Annotated in this window: 14 protein-coding genes and 1 pseudogene; 14 read left to right on the top strand and 1 reads right to left on the bottom strand. The window is 62.3% G+C overall.

The genetic code is table 11. From position 1 onward, the window contains the following. Position 1: 1 nt before the first annotated feature. The 12 genes from CO657_RS28340 (at position 2) to CO657_RS28285 (ending at position 13,873) form a co-directional block, all read left to right on the top strand. A complete protein-coding gene (locus CO657_RS28340) occupies positions 2-1,036 on the top strand; it encodes a Gfo/Idh/MocA family protein (RefSeq protein ID WP_054185405.1) in 1,035 nt (344 codons plus the stop codon). Continuing rightward, entirely contained in the window at positions 1,033-2,877 is a 1,845-nt protein-coding gene (gene apnL / locus CO657_RS28335; protein ID WP_054185404.1) for a D-apionate lactonase, read from the top strand. The genes CO657_RS28340 and apnL overlap by 4 nt, the downstream gene beginning before the upstream one ends. Positions 2,878-2,932: 55 nt before the next feature. Next, on the top strand, positions 2,933-3,937 hold the full coding sequence (locus CO657_RS28330) for a dihydroxyacetone kinase subunit DhaK (RefSeq protein WP_054185403.1): 1,005 nt from the start codon (positions 2,933-2,935) through the stop codon (positions 3,935-3,937). Between the two features lie 2 nt (positions 3,938-3,939). Beyond that, positions 3,940-4,587, top strand: a complete 648-nt coding sequence (gene dhaL, locus CO657_RS28325) for a dihydroxyacetone kinase subunit DhaL (RefSeq protein WP_054185402.1) — start codon at positions 3,940-3,942, stop codon at positions 4,585-4,587. A gap of 70 nt (positions 4,588-4,657) precedes the next feature. Continuing rightward, positions 4,658-5,911, top strand: a complete 1,254-nt coding sequence (locus CO657_RS28320) for an ABC transporter substrate-binding protein (protein ID WP_054185401.1) — start codon at positions 4,658-4,660, stop codon at positions 5,909-5,911. Between the two features lie 93 nt (positions 5,912-6,004). Further along, entirely contained in the window at positions 6,005-6,904 is a 900-nt protein-coding gene (locus CO657_RS28315) for a carbohydrate ABC transporter permease (RefSeq protein ID WP_054185400.1), read from the top strand. 53 nt (positions 6,905-6,957) lie between these two features. Beyond that, positions 6,958-7,785: a carbohydrate ABC transporter permease gene (locus CO657_RS28310; protein WP_088930296.1), complete on the top strand. Its 828-nt coding sequence runs from the start codon at positions 6,958-6,960 to the stop codon at positions 7,783-7,785. Between the two features lie 31 nt (positions 7,786-7,816). Beyond that, on the top strand, positions 7,817-9,337 hold the full coding sequence (locus CO657_RS28305) for a DUF5060 domain-containing protein (protein ID WP_054185399.1): 1,521 nt from the start codon (positions 7,817-7,819) through the stop codon (positions 9,335-9,337). A gap of 115 nt (positions 9,338-9,452) precedes the next feature. Further along, positions 9,453-10,523, top strand: coding sequence for an ABC transporter ATP-binding protein (locus tag CO657_RS28300; protein WP_054185398.1), 1,071 nt, complete (start codon positions 9,453-9,455; stop codon positions 10,521-10,523). A 137-nt stretch (positions 10,524-10,660) separates the two neighbouring features. Then, positions 10,661-11,170: a GNAT family N-acetyltransferase gene (locus CO657_RS28295; protein ID WP_054185397.1), complete on the top strand. Its 510-nt coding sequence runs from the start codon at positions 10,661-10,663 to the stop codon at positions 11,168-11,170. A 304-nt stretch (positions 11,171-11,474) separates the two neighbouring features. Continuing rightward, on the top strand, positions 11,475-12,368 hold the full coding sequence (locus CO657_RS28290) for a protein-L-isoaspartate O-methyltransferase family protein (RefSeq protein WP_054185396.1): 894 nt from the start codon (positions 11,475-11,477) through the stop codon (positions 12,366-12,368). A 1,139-nt stretch (positions 12,369-13,507) separates the two neighbouring features. Continuing rightward, on the top strand, positions 13,508-13,873 hold the full coding sequence (locus CO657_RS28285; protein ID WP_054185395.1) for a hypothetical protein: 366 nt from the start codon (positions 13,508-13,510) through the stop codon (positions 13,871-13,873). 305 nt (positions 13,874-14,178) lie between these two features. Here CO657_RS28285 and CO657_RS28280 read toward each other — a convergent pair. Then, a pseudogene (locus CO657_RS28280) lies at positions 14,179-15,126 on the bottom strand (IS110 family RNA-guided transposase). Positions 15,127-15,926: 800 nt separating this feature from the next. Here CO657_RS28280 and CO657_RS28270 point away from each other — a divergent pair. Next, a complete protein-coding gene (locus CO657_RS28270; RefSeq protein ID WP_054184355.1) occupies positions 15,927-17,006 on the top strand; it encodes a YihY/virulence factor BrkB family protein in 1,080 nt (359 codons plus the stop codon). An 86-nt stretch (positions 17,007-17,092) separates the two neighbouring features. Then, the gene (locus CO657_RS28265) at positions 17,093-18,376 is read left to right on the top strand and encodes a cystathionine gamma-synthase family protein (RefSeq protein ID WP_054184356.1); all 1,284 of its coding nucleotides are present in this window, start codon (positions 17,093-17,095) and stop codon (positions 18,374-18,376) included. The last annotated feature ends 44 nt before the right edge of the window (positions 18,377-18,420 follow it).

The raw sequence follows: 18,420 nt of genomic DNA, 5'->3' as shown, positions 1-18,420 counted from the left end.
CATGACCGAATTGAAAGGCGCGTTGATCGGCTGCGGCTTCTTTGCGATCAACCAGATGCATGCCTGGAACGACGTCGAAGGTGCTGAGATCGTCGCGATCTGCGACCGCGACCCGGAGAGGCTTGACATCGTCGGCGACCAGTTCGGCATCGCGCGCCGCTACAGCGATGCCGAGGCCTTGTTTGCCGATGGCGGCTTCGATTTCGTCGATATCGCCACCACCGTGCAGAGCCACCGTGCGCTCGTGGAAATGGCGGCTCGGAATAAGGTGCCGGCCATCTGCCAGAAGCCCTTCGCCAAGACGCTGTCGGATGCGACGGCGATGGTCGCGGCCTGTCGCAATGCCGGTGTCGCCCTGATGGTGCACGAGAATTTCCGCTGGCAGACGCCGATCCAGGCGGTCCGCACGGCGCTCGATGCCGGCGCGATCGGCACGCCCTTCTGGGGCCGCTTCTCCTTCCGCTCTGGCTACGACGTCTTCTCCGGCCAACCCTATCTCGCCGAAGGCGAGCGCTTCATCATCGAAGATCTCGGCATCCATACGCTCGATATCGCCCGCTATATCCTCGGCGACGTCAGCTCGCTCACGGCCCGCACCAGGCGGGTCAATCCAAAGATCAAAGGCGAGGATGTCGCGACCATTCTGCTCGATCACGAGAGCGGCGCCACCTCAGTCGTTGACGTCAGCTACGCCACCAAGCTTTCCAAAGAGCCGTTCCCGGAGACGCTGATCGAGCTCGACGGCGCCGAAGGCACGATCCGCCTGAGCCAGGGTTATGGCCTCGAAATTACCAACGCCAAGGGCACCACCAGAACGGATGTCTCGCCGAAGCTGCTGTCCTGGGCCTCTCGGCCCTGGCACAATATCCAGGAGAGCGTCTATGCGATCCAGCAGCATTGGGTCGACCAGCTCAAGCGCGGCGCCGAGCACTCGACGTCAGGGGCCGACAATCTCAAGACCTTCGCCCTCGTTGAAGCCGCCTATGATAGTGCTTCCAGGGGGCAGACGATCGATGTCGGGGCCATGCTGCGATGACGGCTGATGCCTTCCAGCTTTACGGCACCCATGCTGTGGAAACGCCGCCGGTTCGTCTGACGGCCCGACAGCTGACCGCCGATCTCGCCGATGGCAACCTGCGTACGATCCGCTACCGAGGGATCGAGGTGCTGCGGGCGATTTCCTACCTCGTTCGCGACCGGGACTGGGGCACCTGCAGCCCCGAGATCGCCGATCTCAGGATCGAGCAGGGTGACGACCGTTTCAACATCGCTTATCGGGCGCGTTGCGAGGGACCGGAGGGAGCAAGCCTAATCATCGACGTCCGCATCACGGGATATCCGGACCGGCTCGATTTCGAGGCCGAAGCCACGAGCGACACCGGCTTCGAAACCAATCGCTGCGGCTTCTGCATCCTGCATTCGATCGTCGGCGTGGCCGGCTCATCGGCAACGGTTGAACATGTCGACGGCCGGATCGTCCAGACACGATTTCCCGATGTCATCGAGCCCTGGCAGCCGTTCAAGGATATGCGCGCCATCACCCATCAGGTCATGCCTGATGTGACGGCGGAATGCCGGATGGAAGGCGACACCTTCGAAATGGAGGATCAGAGGAACTGGTCCGATGCCTCCTATAAGACCTATGTCAGGCCGCTTGCCCTGCCCTGGCCCTACAAAATTCCCGCCAACCAACCGGTTCGGCAGAAGACGTCGCTCGTGATCAGGGACACCAGCCGTTCCGCAGCGCTTTCAGCCGCGACGTCGAGCGGTGTCATAAGGCTCGAACTCGGAACACGGGCCGGCACCATGCCCGATATCGGCGTGGTCGTTACGCCGGAGCAGGCCGATGCAACGCTCTCGGCCCTTCCTCTCCTGTCGGAGATCGCGCCTCGCGAGCTTCTCTTCCATTTCGATCCGAACGCCGGACATGCCGCCGAAGCGCTGCAGAAATTTGCCGCGATCACTGCCGCTCATCGCGGCCGCACGACGCTGGAGATCGCGCTTGCCTGCAAGGTGTCACCAGCAAGCGAGGCGGCCGAGATTGCCCGCCAGATGCAGCGTGCGGACTTCCGACCGGATGCGATCCTGATCTCGCCTTCCGTCGATCGGCAGTCGACGCCGCCCGGCAGCAAATGGCCGGACTGCCCTCCCCTCGAAGAGATCTATGCCGCTGCCCGCGCCGCCTTCCCCAGGATTCGCATCGGCGGCGGCATGCTGAGCTATTTCACCGAGCTCAACCGCAAACGCGTGCCGGCTGGCGAGATCGACTTCGTCAGCCATTGCACCAACCCGATCGTGCATGCGGCCGACGATCTCAGCGTCATGCAGACATTGGAAGCGCTGCCCTTCATCACGCGATCCGTCCGCGCAATTTACGGCGACAAGCCCTATCGCATCGGCCCGTCGACGATCCCGATGCGACAGAACCCTTATGGCAGCCGCACCATGGACAATCCGTCCGGTGGGCGCATTCCGATGGCCAATCGTGACCCGCGCCACAACGGCCGTTTCGCCGAGGCCTTTGCGCTAGGCTACGCGATCCGGGTGCTGGATGCCGATCTCGAATGCCTGGCGCTTTCGGCACTGACCGGCCCGTTCGGCCTGATTGCCGGCCCTGATGAACCGACCGAACGCGGCGGGCGGCGGCCGCTCTTCAATACGGTGCAGACTTTGTCGGCACTCGCCGGCGCGTCCTGGCAGGAAGGCGTTTCGTCTTCGCCCTCCCAGGTGCTGTCTTTCGTGGCGCGGGATGCCGGCGGCGCCAAGATCTACGTGGTCAATCTGACCGGCGAAGAGCGACGGGTCGACGGCGACGCCTTGGCCAAAGAGGTGCGGCTCGCACCATTCGCCACCGCGGTCTTGCCGCTCGCGGATTGACGTCCTGCGCGCCAGCCGCATCTATGCAGTCGGAGCTCGTTCTGGGAGGATCGGCGTGAAGACGAAAAAGCTTATCAATGCAGGCGCAGATGCCGTCGATGAAATGCTGCAAGGCGTCCTCGTGGCGCATCCCCGGCATCTCTATGCGGTGGAGGATGTGCCGCGTGCGATCATTGCCAGAAACGGGCCACGCAAGGGCAAGGTCGGGCTGGTGATCGGCGGCGGATCCGGGCATGAACCGACATTTCTCGGTTATGTCGGCAAGGGGCTGGCGGATGCCGCCGCGATCGGCAATGTCTTCGCCTCGCCGCCGCCCGATCCGATCATCGCCTGCGCCAAGGCCGTCGACGGCGGCGCTGGCGTGCTTTTCATGTACGGCAATTATGCCGGCGACGTGATGAATTTCGATATGGCGGCGGAAATGCTGGCGCTCGACGAGATCGAGGTGCGCACCGTCTTGACCACCGACGATGTCGCCTCCGCCCCTGCCGATCAGAGGGAAGAGCGGCGCGGCGTTGCCGGCAATGTCTTCATCTTCAAGGCGGCTGGTGCTGCCTGCGATCTTCTCTATTCCTTCGACGAGGTCGAACGCGCCGCGCGCCATGCCAATGCGCGCACCTATACAATGGGCGTGGCGCTCGCGCCCTGCTCGCTGCCGCAGACTTTGAAGCCGAACTTCCTGATCGGCGAGGAGGAGATGGAGATCGGCATGGGCATTCACGGCGAACCCGGTGTTGCCCGCGAGTCGTTGAAGACGGCCGACGCGGTGACCGACGAACTGATGGACAGCATCCTCCGGGAGATGAAGGCAGAGCGGGGCGATCGCGTCGCCGTGCTCGTCAACTCGCTGGGCTCCACGCCGATGATGGAACTCTACATCATGATGCGGCGCGTCAAGGCGCGGCTCGATGAAGCCGGGCTTGTCATTCATACGTCGCTCGTCGGCAATTATTGCACTTCGCTGGAAATGGCAGGCGCGTCGATCACCGTCATGCATCTCGACGACGAGCTGCAGCGGCTGATCGATCATCCCTGCGATTGCGCCATGTTTGCGAGGTGACCATGGCAATCACGACGAAAGACCTGCAGCACCTCTTTGCCCTGATCGCCGGGGATATCGCGGCGCAGCGTGATCATCTCTGCGAGCTGGACGGCGCCATCGGCGACGGAGATCATGGCCTTGCCATGGACGCCGGCTGTGAGGCCGCGGCCAAGGCCGTCGGCGGGCTCGACCCCGCGCAGGCTGCGCCGACGGCCGTCTTCAACGCGGCGGCAAAGGCATTTTTGAATGCGGTCGGCGCGTCATCGGGCCCGCTCTATGCGACGGCTTTCATGCGCGCCGGAGCCGCCGTCAAGGACAAGCCTGAACTAAGTGATGACGACTTCGTGCGGGCTTTTGCGGTGATGGCGCAAGGGATTCAAGAACGCGGCAAGGCCGAGCCCGGCGAAAAGACCATGGTCGATACCTGGAAGCCAGCGGCAGATGCGGCGCTCAAGGTCAGGGCGTCGGGATCTGCCCTTGCTGAATGCTTCGACATGGCGGACCGGGCAGCGCGCCAAGGCTGCGAAGCGACCCGGGATTTACTGGCGGCGAAGGGACGGGCATCTCGGCTTGGAGATCGGGTAATCGGCCATATCGACCCCGGTGCGGCATCGGCAGCCATCATCATCGCCTCCATCGCAAAATTCGCACGGCATCGTGATGGTTAGCTCATCATACCAGTTGACATGTAAATGAGCATCTGCGACAAGGGGCCGGCTTATCAAGAGGAGGACGGTAATGCTGACCCTATCCGCGAAATTGAAGACTGCGAGCATCGTCGCGATTGCCATGGCGTCTTTCGCCGCGACGCCGGTTCTTGCCGAAGACATCACGCTCTGGACGCTCAACTTCGACAACAATGCCGCCAACGGCGCGCTGAAGAAGGTCGCGACGGATTTCGAAGCGGCGAATCCGGGAACGCATGTCGAGATCGTTCAGCGCGCCGTCGACGAGCACAAGACGGCGCTGCGCGTCGCGGCCGGCTCCGACAAGGGGCCTGACATCTATTTCAGTTGGGCGGGCCTTGGCCTCGGCGGCGAATATGTGAAGGCCGGCCTCTCTCTGCCGCTCGACAAATATTACACCGAATATAAATGGAACGACGAATTGCTGCCCTCGGCTGCGGCTTTCGCCGACCTTTATCCCGGCGGCAAACACGGCGTTCCCTTCACCTTCAAGGGCGAGGCCGTCTATTACAACAAGAAGCTTTTCGAACAGGCCGGCATCAAGGAAGAGCCGAAGACCTATGAGGAACTTCTGGCCGCCGCCGACAAGCTGAAAGCTGCCGGCATCCCCGCCTTCACCTTCGGTGGCACGGTCAACTGGCACGTCATGCGCCTGATGGACGTCATCCTCGAGACCAAGTGCGGCGCCGAGAAGCACGACGCGCTGAAGGCGATGACGCTGGACTGGACCAAGGAACCCTGCGCAACGGACGCCTTTGCGGAGTTTGCCAAGTGGACGAAGGACTATACGCTGCAGCCCTTCATGGGCATCGACAACAAGCAGTCCTACAGCCTCTTCACGGCCGGCCGCGCGGCGATGATGCTCGAAGGCGACTGGCTGGTTAGCCAGCTCGACGGCTCGGGCGCCAATCTCGACGATTACGGCATCTTCCCCTTCCCGACCAATACCGAGCGTCTCTATGGTTTCGCCGAGTACAATTACATCAGCACCAAGAGCAAGAATCCCGACACCGCCGCGAAATTCCTCGACTATTTCCTGTCGACGAAGGTGCAGCAGGATCTGCTCGGCCAGCTGAGCTCGACCTCGGTCAACAAGAATGTCCAATACGCCAACCAGAAGCCGCTCGAGGCGGAATGGCTGGGGATTTTCCAGAAATACGGCAAGGTCTACATGAACGGCGACCAGGCCTTCCCGCTCGATGTGACGACGGAATATTTCCGCGTCATCAATGACGTCGCCTCCGGCAACACCGAGCCGGCCGAGGCGGCCAAGCAGCTGCAGACCTTCATCGCAAGCAGAACCTGATTCCTCCCAAGCGCCGGCCGATCGACCTTCGAGTCGATCGGCTGGCACATTCTTTCATGAGCTGGCAGCGGCTTTCACTGCCAGGAGGAAAGCATGTCACTTCGACAATCGACACATGATCCGCGTATGCAAGCGGCAATCCTGCTGGTACCGGCGCTGGCGATCTATGCGGTCTTTGCGCTCTACCCGATGCTCAATGTCGTCATCCTGAGCTTCCAGAAGTGGAACGGGCTGGACGCCAACCGGCAATTCGTGGGCATGGCCAATTATTCGGCGATCTTTTCCCGGGACCCGGTCTTCTGGGTTGCCTTCCGCAACACGGTGATCTGGACGCTGATGAGCCTGATCTTCCCGCCGATGGTCGGGCTGCTGCTGGCGCTCAGCCTTAATCAGAAAATCTTCGGCCGCAATGGCCTGAGGGCCGTCTTCTATCTACCCGTCATCATCGCGCCGATCGCCGTCGCCACCATGTGGAAGTGGATGTACGATCCCTTCTTCGGCCTGTTCGCTCAGCTGCTGACCTCCTGGGGTATGCAGGGCTGGATCAAGGACTGGCTGGGGAACAAGGATATCGCCCTCTATTCCGTTTTCGTCGCCTATCTCTGGCAGACGGTCGGCTTCTCCATGGTGCTGTTCCTGGCCGGCCTGCAGAATGTCTCGCAGACGCTGGTGGAGGCCGCGCGCATCGATGGCGCCGGCCGCTGGGCGGTGTTCAAGCATGTGACGCTGCCGGCTTTGCGCCCGACGATCACCATCGTTCTCGTTCTTTCGATCATCTCCTCGCTGAAGGCCTTCGATATCGTCTACGGCCTGACCGGCGGCGGCCCGGCCCAGTCCACCCAGATGCTGGCGCTCTGGGCCTTCACCCAGGCCATGCAGATCTTCGATTTCGGCCGGGGTGCGGCGATCTCCGTCGTGCTGCTGTTGATCACCATGGCTGTCGTCATCCCCTATCTGAGATGGACCCAGAAGCATGAGGAGGTCGAATCGTGACAGCAGTGCCGAGCGATACCGCCGCCGTGCATCTGGACGTCCAGCCATCGTCGATGAAGCGTGATCCCATCCTGATCGGCCTCTGGATCACGCTTGTCATCGTCGCCCTCGTCTGGGTCGCGCCTTTCGTGTTCATCGTCTTCACCTCGCTGAAGACACCGGCGGCGGTGACGAGCACCGGCGCCTTCATGCCGCCGACCGAGCTCGCCTATGACAATTACAGCGCTGCCTGGAGCCGCGGCAATTTCGCCAACTCCTTCCTCAACAGCGTCATCATCACCGTCATCAAGGTGCCGCTCGGCTTGTTTCTGTCGGCGATGGCCGCCTATGCGCTTGCCAAGATCAAGCTGAAGATCAGCAAGGCGCTGCTGCTCATCGTCGTCTTCGGCACGATGATCCCCTTCCAGGTGATGCTGGCGCCGCTCTTCACGCTCGTCAATTCCTTCGGTCTGATCGACACCTATCCCGGCGTCATCCTTCCCTATATCGCCTTCGGCGTTCCCTATCAGGTCTTCATCCTGCACGGCTTCTTCAAGGGCATTCCGAAGGAGTTGTCGGAAGCGGCGCTGATCGACGGCGCAACCCACTTCACGATCTTCCGGCGGATATTCCTGCCGGTCTGCCTGCCTGTGCTTGCCGCGCTGCTCATCCTCGATTTCGTTTCCACCTGGAACGAATTCGCCATGGCGCTGGTGCTGCTGCAGGACCAGCACATGTGGACGCTGCCGCTCGGCCTGATGTCGTTCCAGGGGCAGTTCTCCAGCAATTACGGCCAGCTCAACGCCGCGATCGTCATGACCGTCCTGCCGGCGACGATCGTCTATCTCATGTTCCAGCGCTACTTCGTCTCCGGCCTCACCTCCGGCGCCGTCAAGGGCTGATCGCGAAATCTTTTCTACGAGGAGAGACAGAATGTCTGATGCAACAGTCGAAAAATGGGGTGTGTTCGAGGCCGCCTTCGAGGGGCCCGCGGCCGGAAATCCCTATCTCGACGTGGCATTCGATGCCGTGTTCACCCAGAAGAGCCGCGACGTGCGCGTGCCGGGCTTCTATGACGGCAACGGCACCTACCGCATCCGTTTCATGCCCGACAGCGAGGGCGAGTGGTCGTTCAAGACGCGCTCCAAGACCGCGGCGCTCGACGGCAGGACCGGCCTTTTGACCGCGGTGGCACCTTCGGCCGGCAATCACGGCCCGGTGCGCGTGCGCAACAAATTCCACTTCGCTTATGCCGACGGCACGCCGTTCCTCTCCTTCGGAACGACCTGCTACGCCTGGACGCACCAGCCGCTCGAGATGCAGAAGCAGACGCTGGAGACGCTGAAGAAGGCGCGTTTCAACAAGATGCGCATGGGCGTGTTTCCGAAGGACTATCCCTATAACGTCAACGAGCCACTGCACGCCTGCTTTGAAAGCGGCGCGGACGGCAGGCAGGATTTCGATCGGCCCAACCCCGCGGCCTTCCAGCATTTCGAAAAACAGGTCGCGGCCCTTTGCGACCTCGGCATCGAAGCCGATATCATCATCTTCCATCCCTATGACCGCTGGGGTTATGCCGACATGTCGGCGGCGCAGGATTTCCGCTATGTCGAATATCTCGCCGCCCGTCTTTCCGCCTATCGGAACGTCTGGTGGTCGCTCGCCAATGAATATGACTTCCTGATCGACACCAAGCCGATGGCGCAGTGGGACCGCTACTTCCACATCCTCGAGGAAAACGATCCCTACCAGCACCTGCGCTCCATCCATAATGGTGACGTGACCGCGAATTTCGATCACCGCAAGCCGTGGGTCACCCACACCTGCATTCAGAACCCCGACGTCAAGCGCACCCAGGAATGGCGCGATGCCTATGGCAAGCCTGTCGTCAATGACGAGCCGGAATACGAGGGCGACATCCTGCAGTCATGGGGCAATCTTCATGCGGGGGAACTCGTGCATCGCTTCTGGATCACCATGGCGCGCGGCGGCTATGCCGGCCATGGCGAGACCTATTCCCATCCCGAGGACCTGATCTGGTGGGCCAAGGGCGGGGAACTGCGCGGCGAGGCCTGGAAGCGGATCGGCTTCCTTCGCGACCTGCTGGAAGCAGACGTCAAGCATGGACTCGAGCCGCTCGGCATCATCGGCGAATGGCCCTGGTCGCGCGTTTCGGGCGCGCGTGACGGCGATGGCGATTTCCGGCTGATCTATTTCGGCGAGCATCAGCCGGTCGTCTGGTCCACCGGACTGCCCGTCGATGGCGCCGATTACGATGTCGATATCATCGACACCTGGGAGATGACGATCACGCCGGCCGAGAAGGTGGCGGCACCCGTTCCGCATCCGACGCGCCACGGCTCGGTCGTGCGCGGCGGCAAGCCGGATGCCGCCTTCGGCGTGAAAATCCCGCGCAAGCCGTATCAGGCGCTGCGCGTGCGCAGAAAACGCTAAAGCGCGTCGCGATCTTTCAGATCGCTGCTTGCGCTTTAGCTCTTTGTTTTTGCGCATGTCGGTGCCGCAAAACCGCTGCACACTTTTGCGCGACATGCTTGAAAGGGATAAGTCCATGTCTGGCTTGAGCATCAGAAACGTCAAGAAATCCTTCGGCACGGTCGACATCATTCATGGCGTCGACGTCGAGATCGCCGATGGCGAATTCACCATTCTGGTCGGCCCCTCCGGCTGCGGCAAGTCAACCTTGCTGCGCATGATCGCCGGGCTGGAGGATATCACCGGCGGCCAGATCAGCATCGACGGCCGGGTGGTGAACAATCTGCAGCCGAAGGATCGCGATATCGCGATGGTCTTCCAGAACTACGCGCTGTATCCGCAGATGACCGTCTCCCAGAACATGGGCTTTGCGCTGGAACTTGCCGGCGCCAAGCGGCCGGAGATCGAAAAGAAAGTCGGCGAGGCTGCCGCCATTCTCGGCCTGCAGCCGCTTCTCCGCCGCAAGCCGGCCCAGCTTTCCGGCGGGCAGCGCCAGCGCGTCGCCATGGGCCGTGCCATCGTTCGCGATCCCAAAGTCTTCCTCTTCGACGAGCCGCTTTCCAATCTCGATGCGAAACTGCGGGTGAAGATGCGGGCGGAGATCAAGGCCCTGCATCAGCGGCTGAAGACCACCATCGTCTACGTCACCCATGACCAGATCGAAGCCATGACCATGGCCGACAAGATCGTCGTGCTGCATGGCGGCCGTGTCGAGCAGATCGGCAGTCCGCTCGAACTCTACGACAGGCCGCGCAACATTTTCGTCGCCGGTTTCCTCGGCTCCCCCGCCATGAACTTTCTCGAGGGGACGATCGACCAGGCGGGAAAGCCGGCATTGGCGCTCTCCAGCGGGTCGCGCGTGGCGCTCTCGCGGGCGCCGGCCAATTCCGCCAACCGGCCGCTGACGCTCGGCATCCGCCCCGAAGACATCGCCTTCGGCGGCGAGAACGGGGTCGATGCCGTAGTCAAGGTGGTCGAGCCGACGGGATCGGAAACCCATGTCGCCGTGGAGGTGGATGGACGGGAGCTGACATGGGTGGTGCGCGAACGTGTCGAACTCGTTCCGGAACAGCCGGTGAAACTTTCCTTCGAGACCTCCAAGGTTCATTTTTTCGACCGGCAGACGCAGCAGCGTTTGAACGCCTGAAGACAGTTTGCGCAATCGGGGAGCGCGAAATCGCTGTCGGGTGCGCTGGATGATGCCTCATCCCGGCAGACGAAATGGTGACTTGTCATCTCAAAATCTCGCCGATAGGTTGTCGGGGATAACGAGGTAGCCAAGACATGCACATCCGAAAGGCCGTCGCTTCCGACGCCGAGGAACTGAGCGCTCTGCTGAACGAGATCATCCGGGCCGGCGGAACGACAGCGCTCGAGACGCCGCTTTCGGCTGCCGAATTCGCCGACTGGTTCATCGATGGCGAATTTCCGCTGGCCTGCCATGTGGCCGAGCACAATCAGGCGCTGGTCGGCTTTCAATCGTTGAGCTTATACGGCGATCCGCCGAAAGGCGTCGCCGACATCGCGACCTTTGCTCGCATGAACCCAAAGACCGCGGGCGTCGGCCGCGCGCTTTTTCCGGCGACCCGCGCGGCGGCGGAAGAATTCGGGCTCGACTTCATCAATGCGACCATCCGCGCCGACAATGTCAGCGGACTTGGCTACTACGCGAAGATGGGCTTTGAGACCTATGACAGGGTGGTCCAAGTTCCGCTTCAGGACGGGACGCCCGTCGACAGGATCAAGAAGCGTTTCAGCGTAAACGCCATGGGTGGCACGACGCCGCGCGCCTGATTGCATCGTTGGCGCTCTGGCAGGCTGTTGATGCCCGAGGCTAGGCGGACTCCGGCGATGCTGCCTGCTTTGCAGGTCAGATTCGCCGGGCGGTGGCGGCTTCGTTTTCGTCCCGACGATATTAAGCATATGACGTAACAACGAAGTTTTCCGCAAGGGAAGCAAAATAGCATTTAACTTCCGTCACGAATGCCGCCTGCTGAAGATGTCATCCTCTATCGAAATCGATCATGTATCGACAGATGCGGATCCGCGGACGCTAAGGGGTCGGCAAACGGAACGGATCGAAGTCCGGAGATGTGCCATGCCGACTGCGACGTTCACGGCCGACGAACTTGCGGTGGTCCGCCGCGCCTACGCCCATCAGGTGGCGGCAACCGCCGGAACGGCGATCCCGCGGATCGAGGCCGCCTTTGCCGTCGTGCCGCGCGAAAAATTCCTTGGTACGCCGCCATGGCAGGTCGCCAATCTGGGTGGCGGATATCGCCCGTTGCTTTCCTCCGATCTGGTCCTGGCCTATCAGGATGCGTTGTTCGCCTTGCAACCCGACAAGGGCGTCAACAATGGCAGCCCTTCGCTGCATGCGCGGCTGCTGGATGAGCTGGACGTCCAAATCGGCGATCGCATCGCCCATATCGGGGCCGGCACCGGCTATTATAGCGCCATTCTCGCGGAGTTGGTGGGTGCTGCGGGTCATGTCTATGCCGTCGAGATGGATCCCGATCTAGCGGGTCACGCTCAAACAGCGCTTGCTGATCGGGCCAACGTCAGCGTCATCGCCGCCGACGGCAATCAATGGCCGCAGCAAGAGGTGGATGCGATCTATGTGAACTTCGCCGTCGGGCGTCCGGCGGCGCCCTGGATCGAAAGGCTGCGAACCGGAGGGCGCCTGGTGTTGCCGCTTGGTGTACCGCGCCAGGGCCGGCCGTCGAGTGGCGGCCGTCATGCATCCCATGGCGCAGCACTTCGGATTGAGCGCGGCGCCAGTGGATTTGCGGCGCGCTGGATCAGTGCAGCCTATTTCGTCTGCGCCGATGGTGGATTGACGATCGACGAGAATGAGATCGAGGCGCTGACGGCTGCCTTCAAGCGCGGCGGCATCGAGTTCATCAAGAGCCTGCTCTGGAAGACCGACCCGCGGATAGGGCGCTGCTGGTATATCGGTGATCATTGGGCGCTCTGCTACGACGATCCCTGAAGCATCCATTCCGGTGGTGGGCTAATGAGGAGACGTCCTCGCCGGCGACGACAGCGGTTTGCCGAGATAGCCAAAGCCCGGCGCGGGAGAGGGCGCCGGGCTTCGATAGTGACCGACAGCCTGGGAGGAGGGATGCTGTCCGTCGAACCGAAGCGGCTCGGAGGGGGAGCGCTTCGGTCCACCACGAGGTAGTGCTGCAGAGCGGCAAATTCAAGCTTGACGGTTGGGTGGCGTGAAGGGTGACGCCGGACGCGTCGGAAATGATTGGCAGCTTCCGATGGGTGCTCCCGGGTTCTGCATGGTTGTCCGCGGACAACTTGCGCTGCCGCTCTGGAATGACCCTGTTGTCCGCGGACAACGGCAATCAATTCCGGGTTCTCGCTGGCCGTTTTCATGTCTGATCCTCGCTTGCTTCTAGCGCGCGGTATCCTGCAAGCTCCCTCGTGCGGAGGCCGGAGGCTCCAAGCATGCTCCAGCGCTGCCTCTTAATCGCTCGGGCGTCGGCGCACTCACTTGTCTTCCGAGCCCCTTGCGGGGCGCCTCGGGATGAGACTTCTCGGGGGGTGGTCCGACATACTCCAAGGGGCCTCATCCTGAGGTGCGCAGGCCGGAGGCCGGAGCCTCGAAGGACACGCTCCAGCGCTGCTTCTTGCATTGCTCAATGTCCAGCGCGCCCGCATCGTCCTTCGAGGCCCTGCGGGGCACCTCAGGATGAGGCTCTCTTGGATATCGGCGCTTGCCGCTCGGAAGATCATCGGAGGACCAACGACGACAGCCGAGGCGAAAGCCGCGCGGCGCCCTCCGACGGTCCTCGTCCTTGAGATGCGGAAGGCGAAGGCTTTATCGTCGAAGGACTCGCTCCGACGTTGCGTCCGGCATTCATCCGAGCGCCGCGGACAACGGATGTTGCTGGCAGCCGTTCAGGTATGCGATTTCGCGTGTCGCGTTGCGCCAACGATCCCGTTGGCCCCAAGACGAGCCCATGCCTTGATGGCGAAGTGTTTGACGGTTACCATATGAGTCTGGAAGCCTATCCAAACCTCCTGCCGGGTTGAAGGGTGTGTAAGACTTCTCGACGACCGTGTTCCTCAAGGTCGAAGTGTCATCGGCAGACTTCGACCAGAGCACAGGATCGTCCTATGTTGAACCCATCCATCAGGTTCTCGCCTTCGAATGTCGTCGCCTTAAAGCAAGCTCTGCGTGGCCAATATCCTCACATCAAATCGTCGCACTTCGATGAGGCGATCGCAGCATCATTCGGCCTCAACTCCTATGCTGCCATGCGCCCTGCGTTGCATCAGCTTGGCGCTTACGCCCGGCTGATAGTCGTTACCGACCATTTGCTGCTTCTGCTCCGTCTGGAGGAACTTGGTTACCGAAGTATCGCACCGGAGTCGTTGCGTCGTCTCATCTGGACTATAAACTTCCCCGATGATCGATATGACGACGATGTCGGCCAGATTGTCCGGGCGCGCAGGAGGCCCGCGGCCGCCAATGCCGAGTAGCTCATTGGCTGCATGTCTAAAGCTCGAGCGGACCTGCCGAAGCGCCGGCGCCGTTCTTTGTAGAGATCTGGAGAAGCCCCTCGCGTGGGCTGGACGGCGCGCACCCGCCTCGTCCCTCGAGGCCCCTGCGGGGCGCCTTAGGATGAGGCTTTTCGAGGTGTTGGCGCGGCATCCTCCAACGAACCTTATTCTGAGGTGCGGAAGCTGAAGGCTGGAGCCTCCAAGGACATGCTCCAACGCTGCTCCCTGCGTTCGTCCGGACGTTGGCGCACCCGCCTCGTCCTTCGAGGCCCCTTCGGGGCACCTCAGCAACCGTGTTGTTGCGGCTCGCTCCAGGGCGTGTGTCTTTTGAGGATAGTGTTGATCATGATGATGAGTTTTCGCATAGCGGCGACGAGGGCGACCTTGGGCGGTTTACCGGCGTCGCGCAGCCTTTTGTAGAAGGCCTTGATGGCCGGGCTGCAGCGGATGGCCGAGAGGGTTGCCATGTAGAGGGCGCATCGGACGGTGGCGCGGCCGCCGGCGATGTGGCGCTGGCCACGCCAGGCGCCGCTGTCGTGGGCCATCGGTGCGACGCCGACGAGGGCGGCGAGTTTCTTGTCGTCGATGCCGCCGAGTTCGGGCAGTTCGGCGATGAGCACGGCGGCGCCGACCTCGCCGATGCCGGGCACGGTCAGCAGCAGGTCGCGGCGTGCGGCCATGTTGGGCTCGGCCTCGATGGCGAGCGCGATGGCGGCATCGACGCGGGCGAGCTGGGCCTTGAGGGCGGCGAGGGTCTCGCCGATCAGCACGGCGACGGCTTGCGGGGCATGTTCGAGGCGGTTCTTCTCGGCGACCGCCATGTCGATGAGCTGGCGGCGACGGGTGACGAGGGCAGCAAGCGCGATGCGGCCGTCGTCGATATGGGGGATCTGTGCCGGCCGCATCGCTCTGGCGAAGTGGAGAATGACGCGGGCATCGACCTGATCGGTCTTGGCCAGCCGGCCGCTGGCCCTGGCGAAATCGCGGATCTGGCGGGGATTGACGACGGCGACAGGACTATCGGCGGCCATCAGCACCCTGACGGTCGCCATCTCGTAACCGCCGGTGGCCTCGACGACAACAAGCTCTGCGCCGGCCACCGCCGCCGCGAGTGCGGCTCAGCCTGCTGCATCGTTGTCGAAGCGGACAACGGTGCGTTTGCCTTCGACGGCCACGTCGAGATGGGCCTTCGAGACATCGATACCGACCATGAAAGTTCTGGGGGCATGCATGGGGTGCTCCTCCTTGCAACGCGGGCTCAAGGCCCAACCAACCGTTCGAGCGAAGACATGGCGACGGAGATGCTCGCTGAGGCGCGAGTTCAAAACCCTAGGATGACACGCATCCCGCCGCACAGCCGCATTATACAGCAACGGCAACGTACAAGGATGAGGCTTCTCGGGGGGCGGCGCGGCATCCTCCAGCGGCCTTATCCTGAAGTGCGCAAGCCGAAGGCTGGAGCCTCGAAGGACGCGTTCCAGCGTTGCTCCTTGCATTCGTTCGGCGTCGGTGCTCCCGCCTCGTCCTTCGAGGTCCCTGTGGGGCACCTCAGGATGAGGCTCTCTTGGATGCTGGCCCGGCATCGTCGATACCTCAAGGGGCGATGTTCGCCGTGGACGACGCGAGCGTTATTGCCGGCTATTTCCGGCGGCGCTATTAATGAGGGGAGGCGGAGCGCGCTTGATGCTCAGCGTTCGAGCTGATGGTGGCGGACGAAACTCGGGTCCAAATCGGGCTTTCCAAGATTGCGTGGTGCCGAATTTGCCGTCCCAGGGGCCCAAAATCGCGGCGACGGCGGCGGCGTGTCGATATAGCTTAACCCGCAGTGATGAAACTAAAGTCCGGTTTCGTTTCCGTATCGAAGAACTTATCCAGTGAAATCAGAATATTACGATCCCGGCTTTCTGTCCGGCGCAGCCCTTGTCGCCGCGGCCTCCCCTCCCCTGCGCTCCGAATCTCCACAAGAAAGCAACGGCTTGCATCCTTTTGCGGTACCCGGCGTTATCCACGCAGCAAATCAGAGGATAGGGTAATGGCAGATGCGCTCCCGCTCAAGAGATTGTCCATCGCCGCTGCGATGATGGCGGCGGCGATCGGGGCATTTGTGTTGGTGCAGGCAAAGCAGGGCGGTGGGCTGGTCCCGCCGGCGGAGCCGGGCCGCCCGGTTGACGATCATGGACGCAGCGCTGCCACGCCCGAGGCTATTCCGCTCAGCGGACTTCGCGATGTGTTCTGGCGGGTTTACCACGAAGTCCTGAATGACCGGGTGACACTCATCGCCGCGGGTGTGACCTTCTATCTGCTGCTGGCCCTGTTTCCCGCCATGGCGGCTTTGGTGTCTCTCTACGGGCTGGTCGCCGACCCGGTCACCATATCGGAGCATCTACGCGAACTGGCCGGTCTGTTGCCGCCGGGGGCCTTCGACCTTCTGGCTGATCAGATCAAGGAGCTCGTCAGCAAGCGCGACAGTGCCCTCGGCATCACCTTTTTCGTCGGTCTCGGCATTGCGCTGTGGAGCACGCATAGCGGCACGCTGGCGATCTTCGATGCGATGAACGTGGCCTATGAGGAGAATGAGAAGCGCGGTCTTATCCGGCTGAACCTCGTCGGCCTCTGCTTCACCTTGAGCGCGATGCTTCTGACGGTGGTCATGGTGGCGCTTGTCGGCGTCATGCCGGTCGTGCTTTCCTATCTCTGGCTCGATCAGTTCAAGGAGCACATGGCGCTTCTCCTGCGATGGCCGCTGCTTCTGCTTGTTGTGGCGGTGGCGGTGACCTCGGTCTACCGCTTCGGCCCCAGCCGGGAGCCTGCCAAGCTCCGGTGGATGACGTGGGGGGCGGCTCTGACGACGATCGCCTGGGCGGCAATGTCGCTCGGCTTCTCCTTCTATCTCGATCATTTCGCCAATTATAACGCGACCTACGGCACGCTCGGTGCGCTGATCGGCTTCCTCATCTGGATCTGGCTTTCCGTCGTCATTCTCGTCATCGGCGCAGAACTTAACGCCGAACTGGAACATCAGACCGCGAGGGACACGACGACGGGACCGCCGTTGCCGATGGGCGCGCGCGGCGCCTATGTTGCAGACACTTTGGGCGAGGCCATCAACTGATCATTGAGGAGCATCATCGATGGCTGCGCCTCAGACGCGGATTTGATGTAATTTGTTTTTGGGCAATCCCGACAGAGGAGACGATCATGACGGCCCCGCATCCTTCCAAAACCCATATCGGCAATCATGCACTGCATCCCGAAACGCAGATGCTGAACTACGGCTACGATCCCGAACTCTCGGAAGGGGCGGTCAAGCCGCCGGTATTCCTCACCTCCACCTTCGTCTTCAACTCGGCCGAGGATGGCCGCGATTTCTTCGACTACGTCTCGGGCCGCCGCGAGCCGCCGGCGGGAAAAGGCGCCGGTCTCGTCTATTCGCGGTTCAACCATCCCAATAGCGAGATCGTCGAGGACAGGCTTGCCGTCTACGAGCGGACGGAAAGCGGCGCGCTGTTTTCCTCAGGCATGTCGGCGATCGCCACGACCTTGTTCGCCTTCGTCCGGCCGGGCGATGCGATCCTGCATTCGCAGCCGCTTTATGGCGGCACGGAAACCTTGCTGGCAAAAACGTTCCTCAATTTCGGCGTCGCCGCGGTCGGCTTTGCCGACGGCGTCAGCGAAGGATCGGTGCAGAAGGCGGCTGACGAGGCGATGGCCAAGGGCCGCGTTTCCGTCATCTTGATCGAGACGCCGGCCAACCCGACCAACAGCCTGGTCGATGTCGCGATGATCCGGCGCGTGGCCGACGCGATCGGCGCAAAGCAGGGGCATACGCCGATCATCGTCTGCGATAACACCCTGCTCGGCCCGGTTTTCCAGCGGCCGATCGAGCACGGCGCCGATATCTCGCTCTATTCGCTGACCAAATATGTCGGCGGCCATTCCGACCTGATCGCCGGCGCCGTTCTCGGCCGCAAGGCTGTCATCAAGCAGGTCAAGGCGCTGCGCGGCGCGATCGGCACGCAGCTCGATCCGCATTCCTGCTGGATGCTCGGCCGGTCGCTGGAAACGCTGCAGCTGCGCATGGAGCGGGCCAACAGCAATGCGCGGGCCGTCGCCGATTTTCTGCGCGATCATCCGAAGGTCGAGAAGGTTCACTACCTGCCCTATCACGATCCGGATTCGCCGGCCGGCCGGACCTTCGCCGCGCAATGCACCGGCGCCGGCTCCACCTTCTCTTTCGACATTCGCGGCGGCCAGCCGGCCTCTTTCAAGTTTCTGAACGCGCTGCAGGTCTTCAAGCTTGCGGTCAGCCTCGGTGGCACGGAATCGCTGGCGAGCCATCCGGCCGCCATGACGCATTCCGGTGTGCCCGCAGATGTCCGCCAGCGCATCGGCGTGCTGGAATCGACGATCCGTCTGTCGATCGGCATCGAGCATCCGGACGATCTGATCGCCGACCTGGAGATGGCGCTGCAATCTGCTTGACTGAGAGCAAGGAACGATGCCCGGCGGCGCCGGGCATCGAGGGC

The sequence above is a fragment of the Rhizobium acidisoli genome, from assembly GCF_002531755.2.
In the GTDB taxonomy this organism is placed as follows: domain Bacteria; phylum Pseudomonadota; class Alphaproteobacteria; order Rhizobiales; family Rhizobiaceae; genus Rhizobium; species Rhizobium acidisoli.
This window is presented reverse-complemented; position numbering and strand designations above follow the sequence as displayed.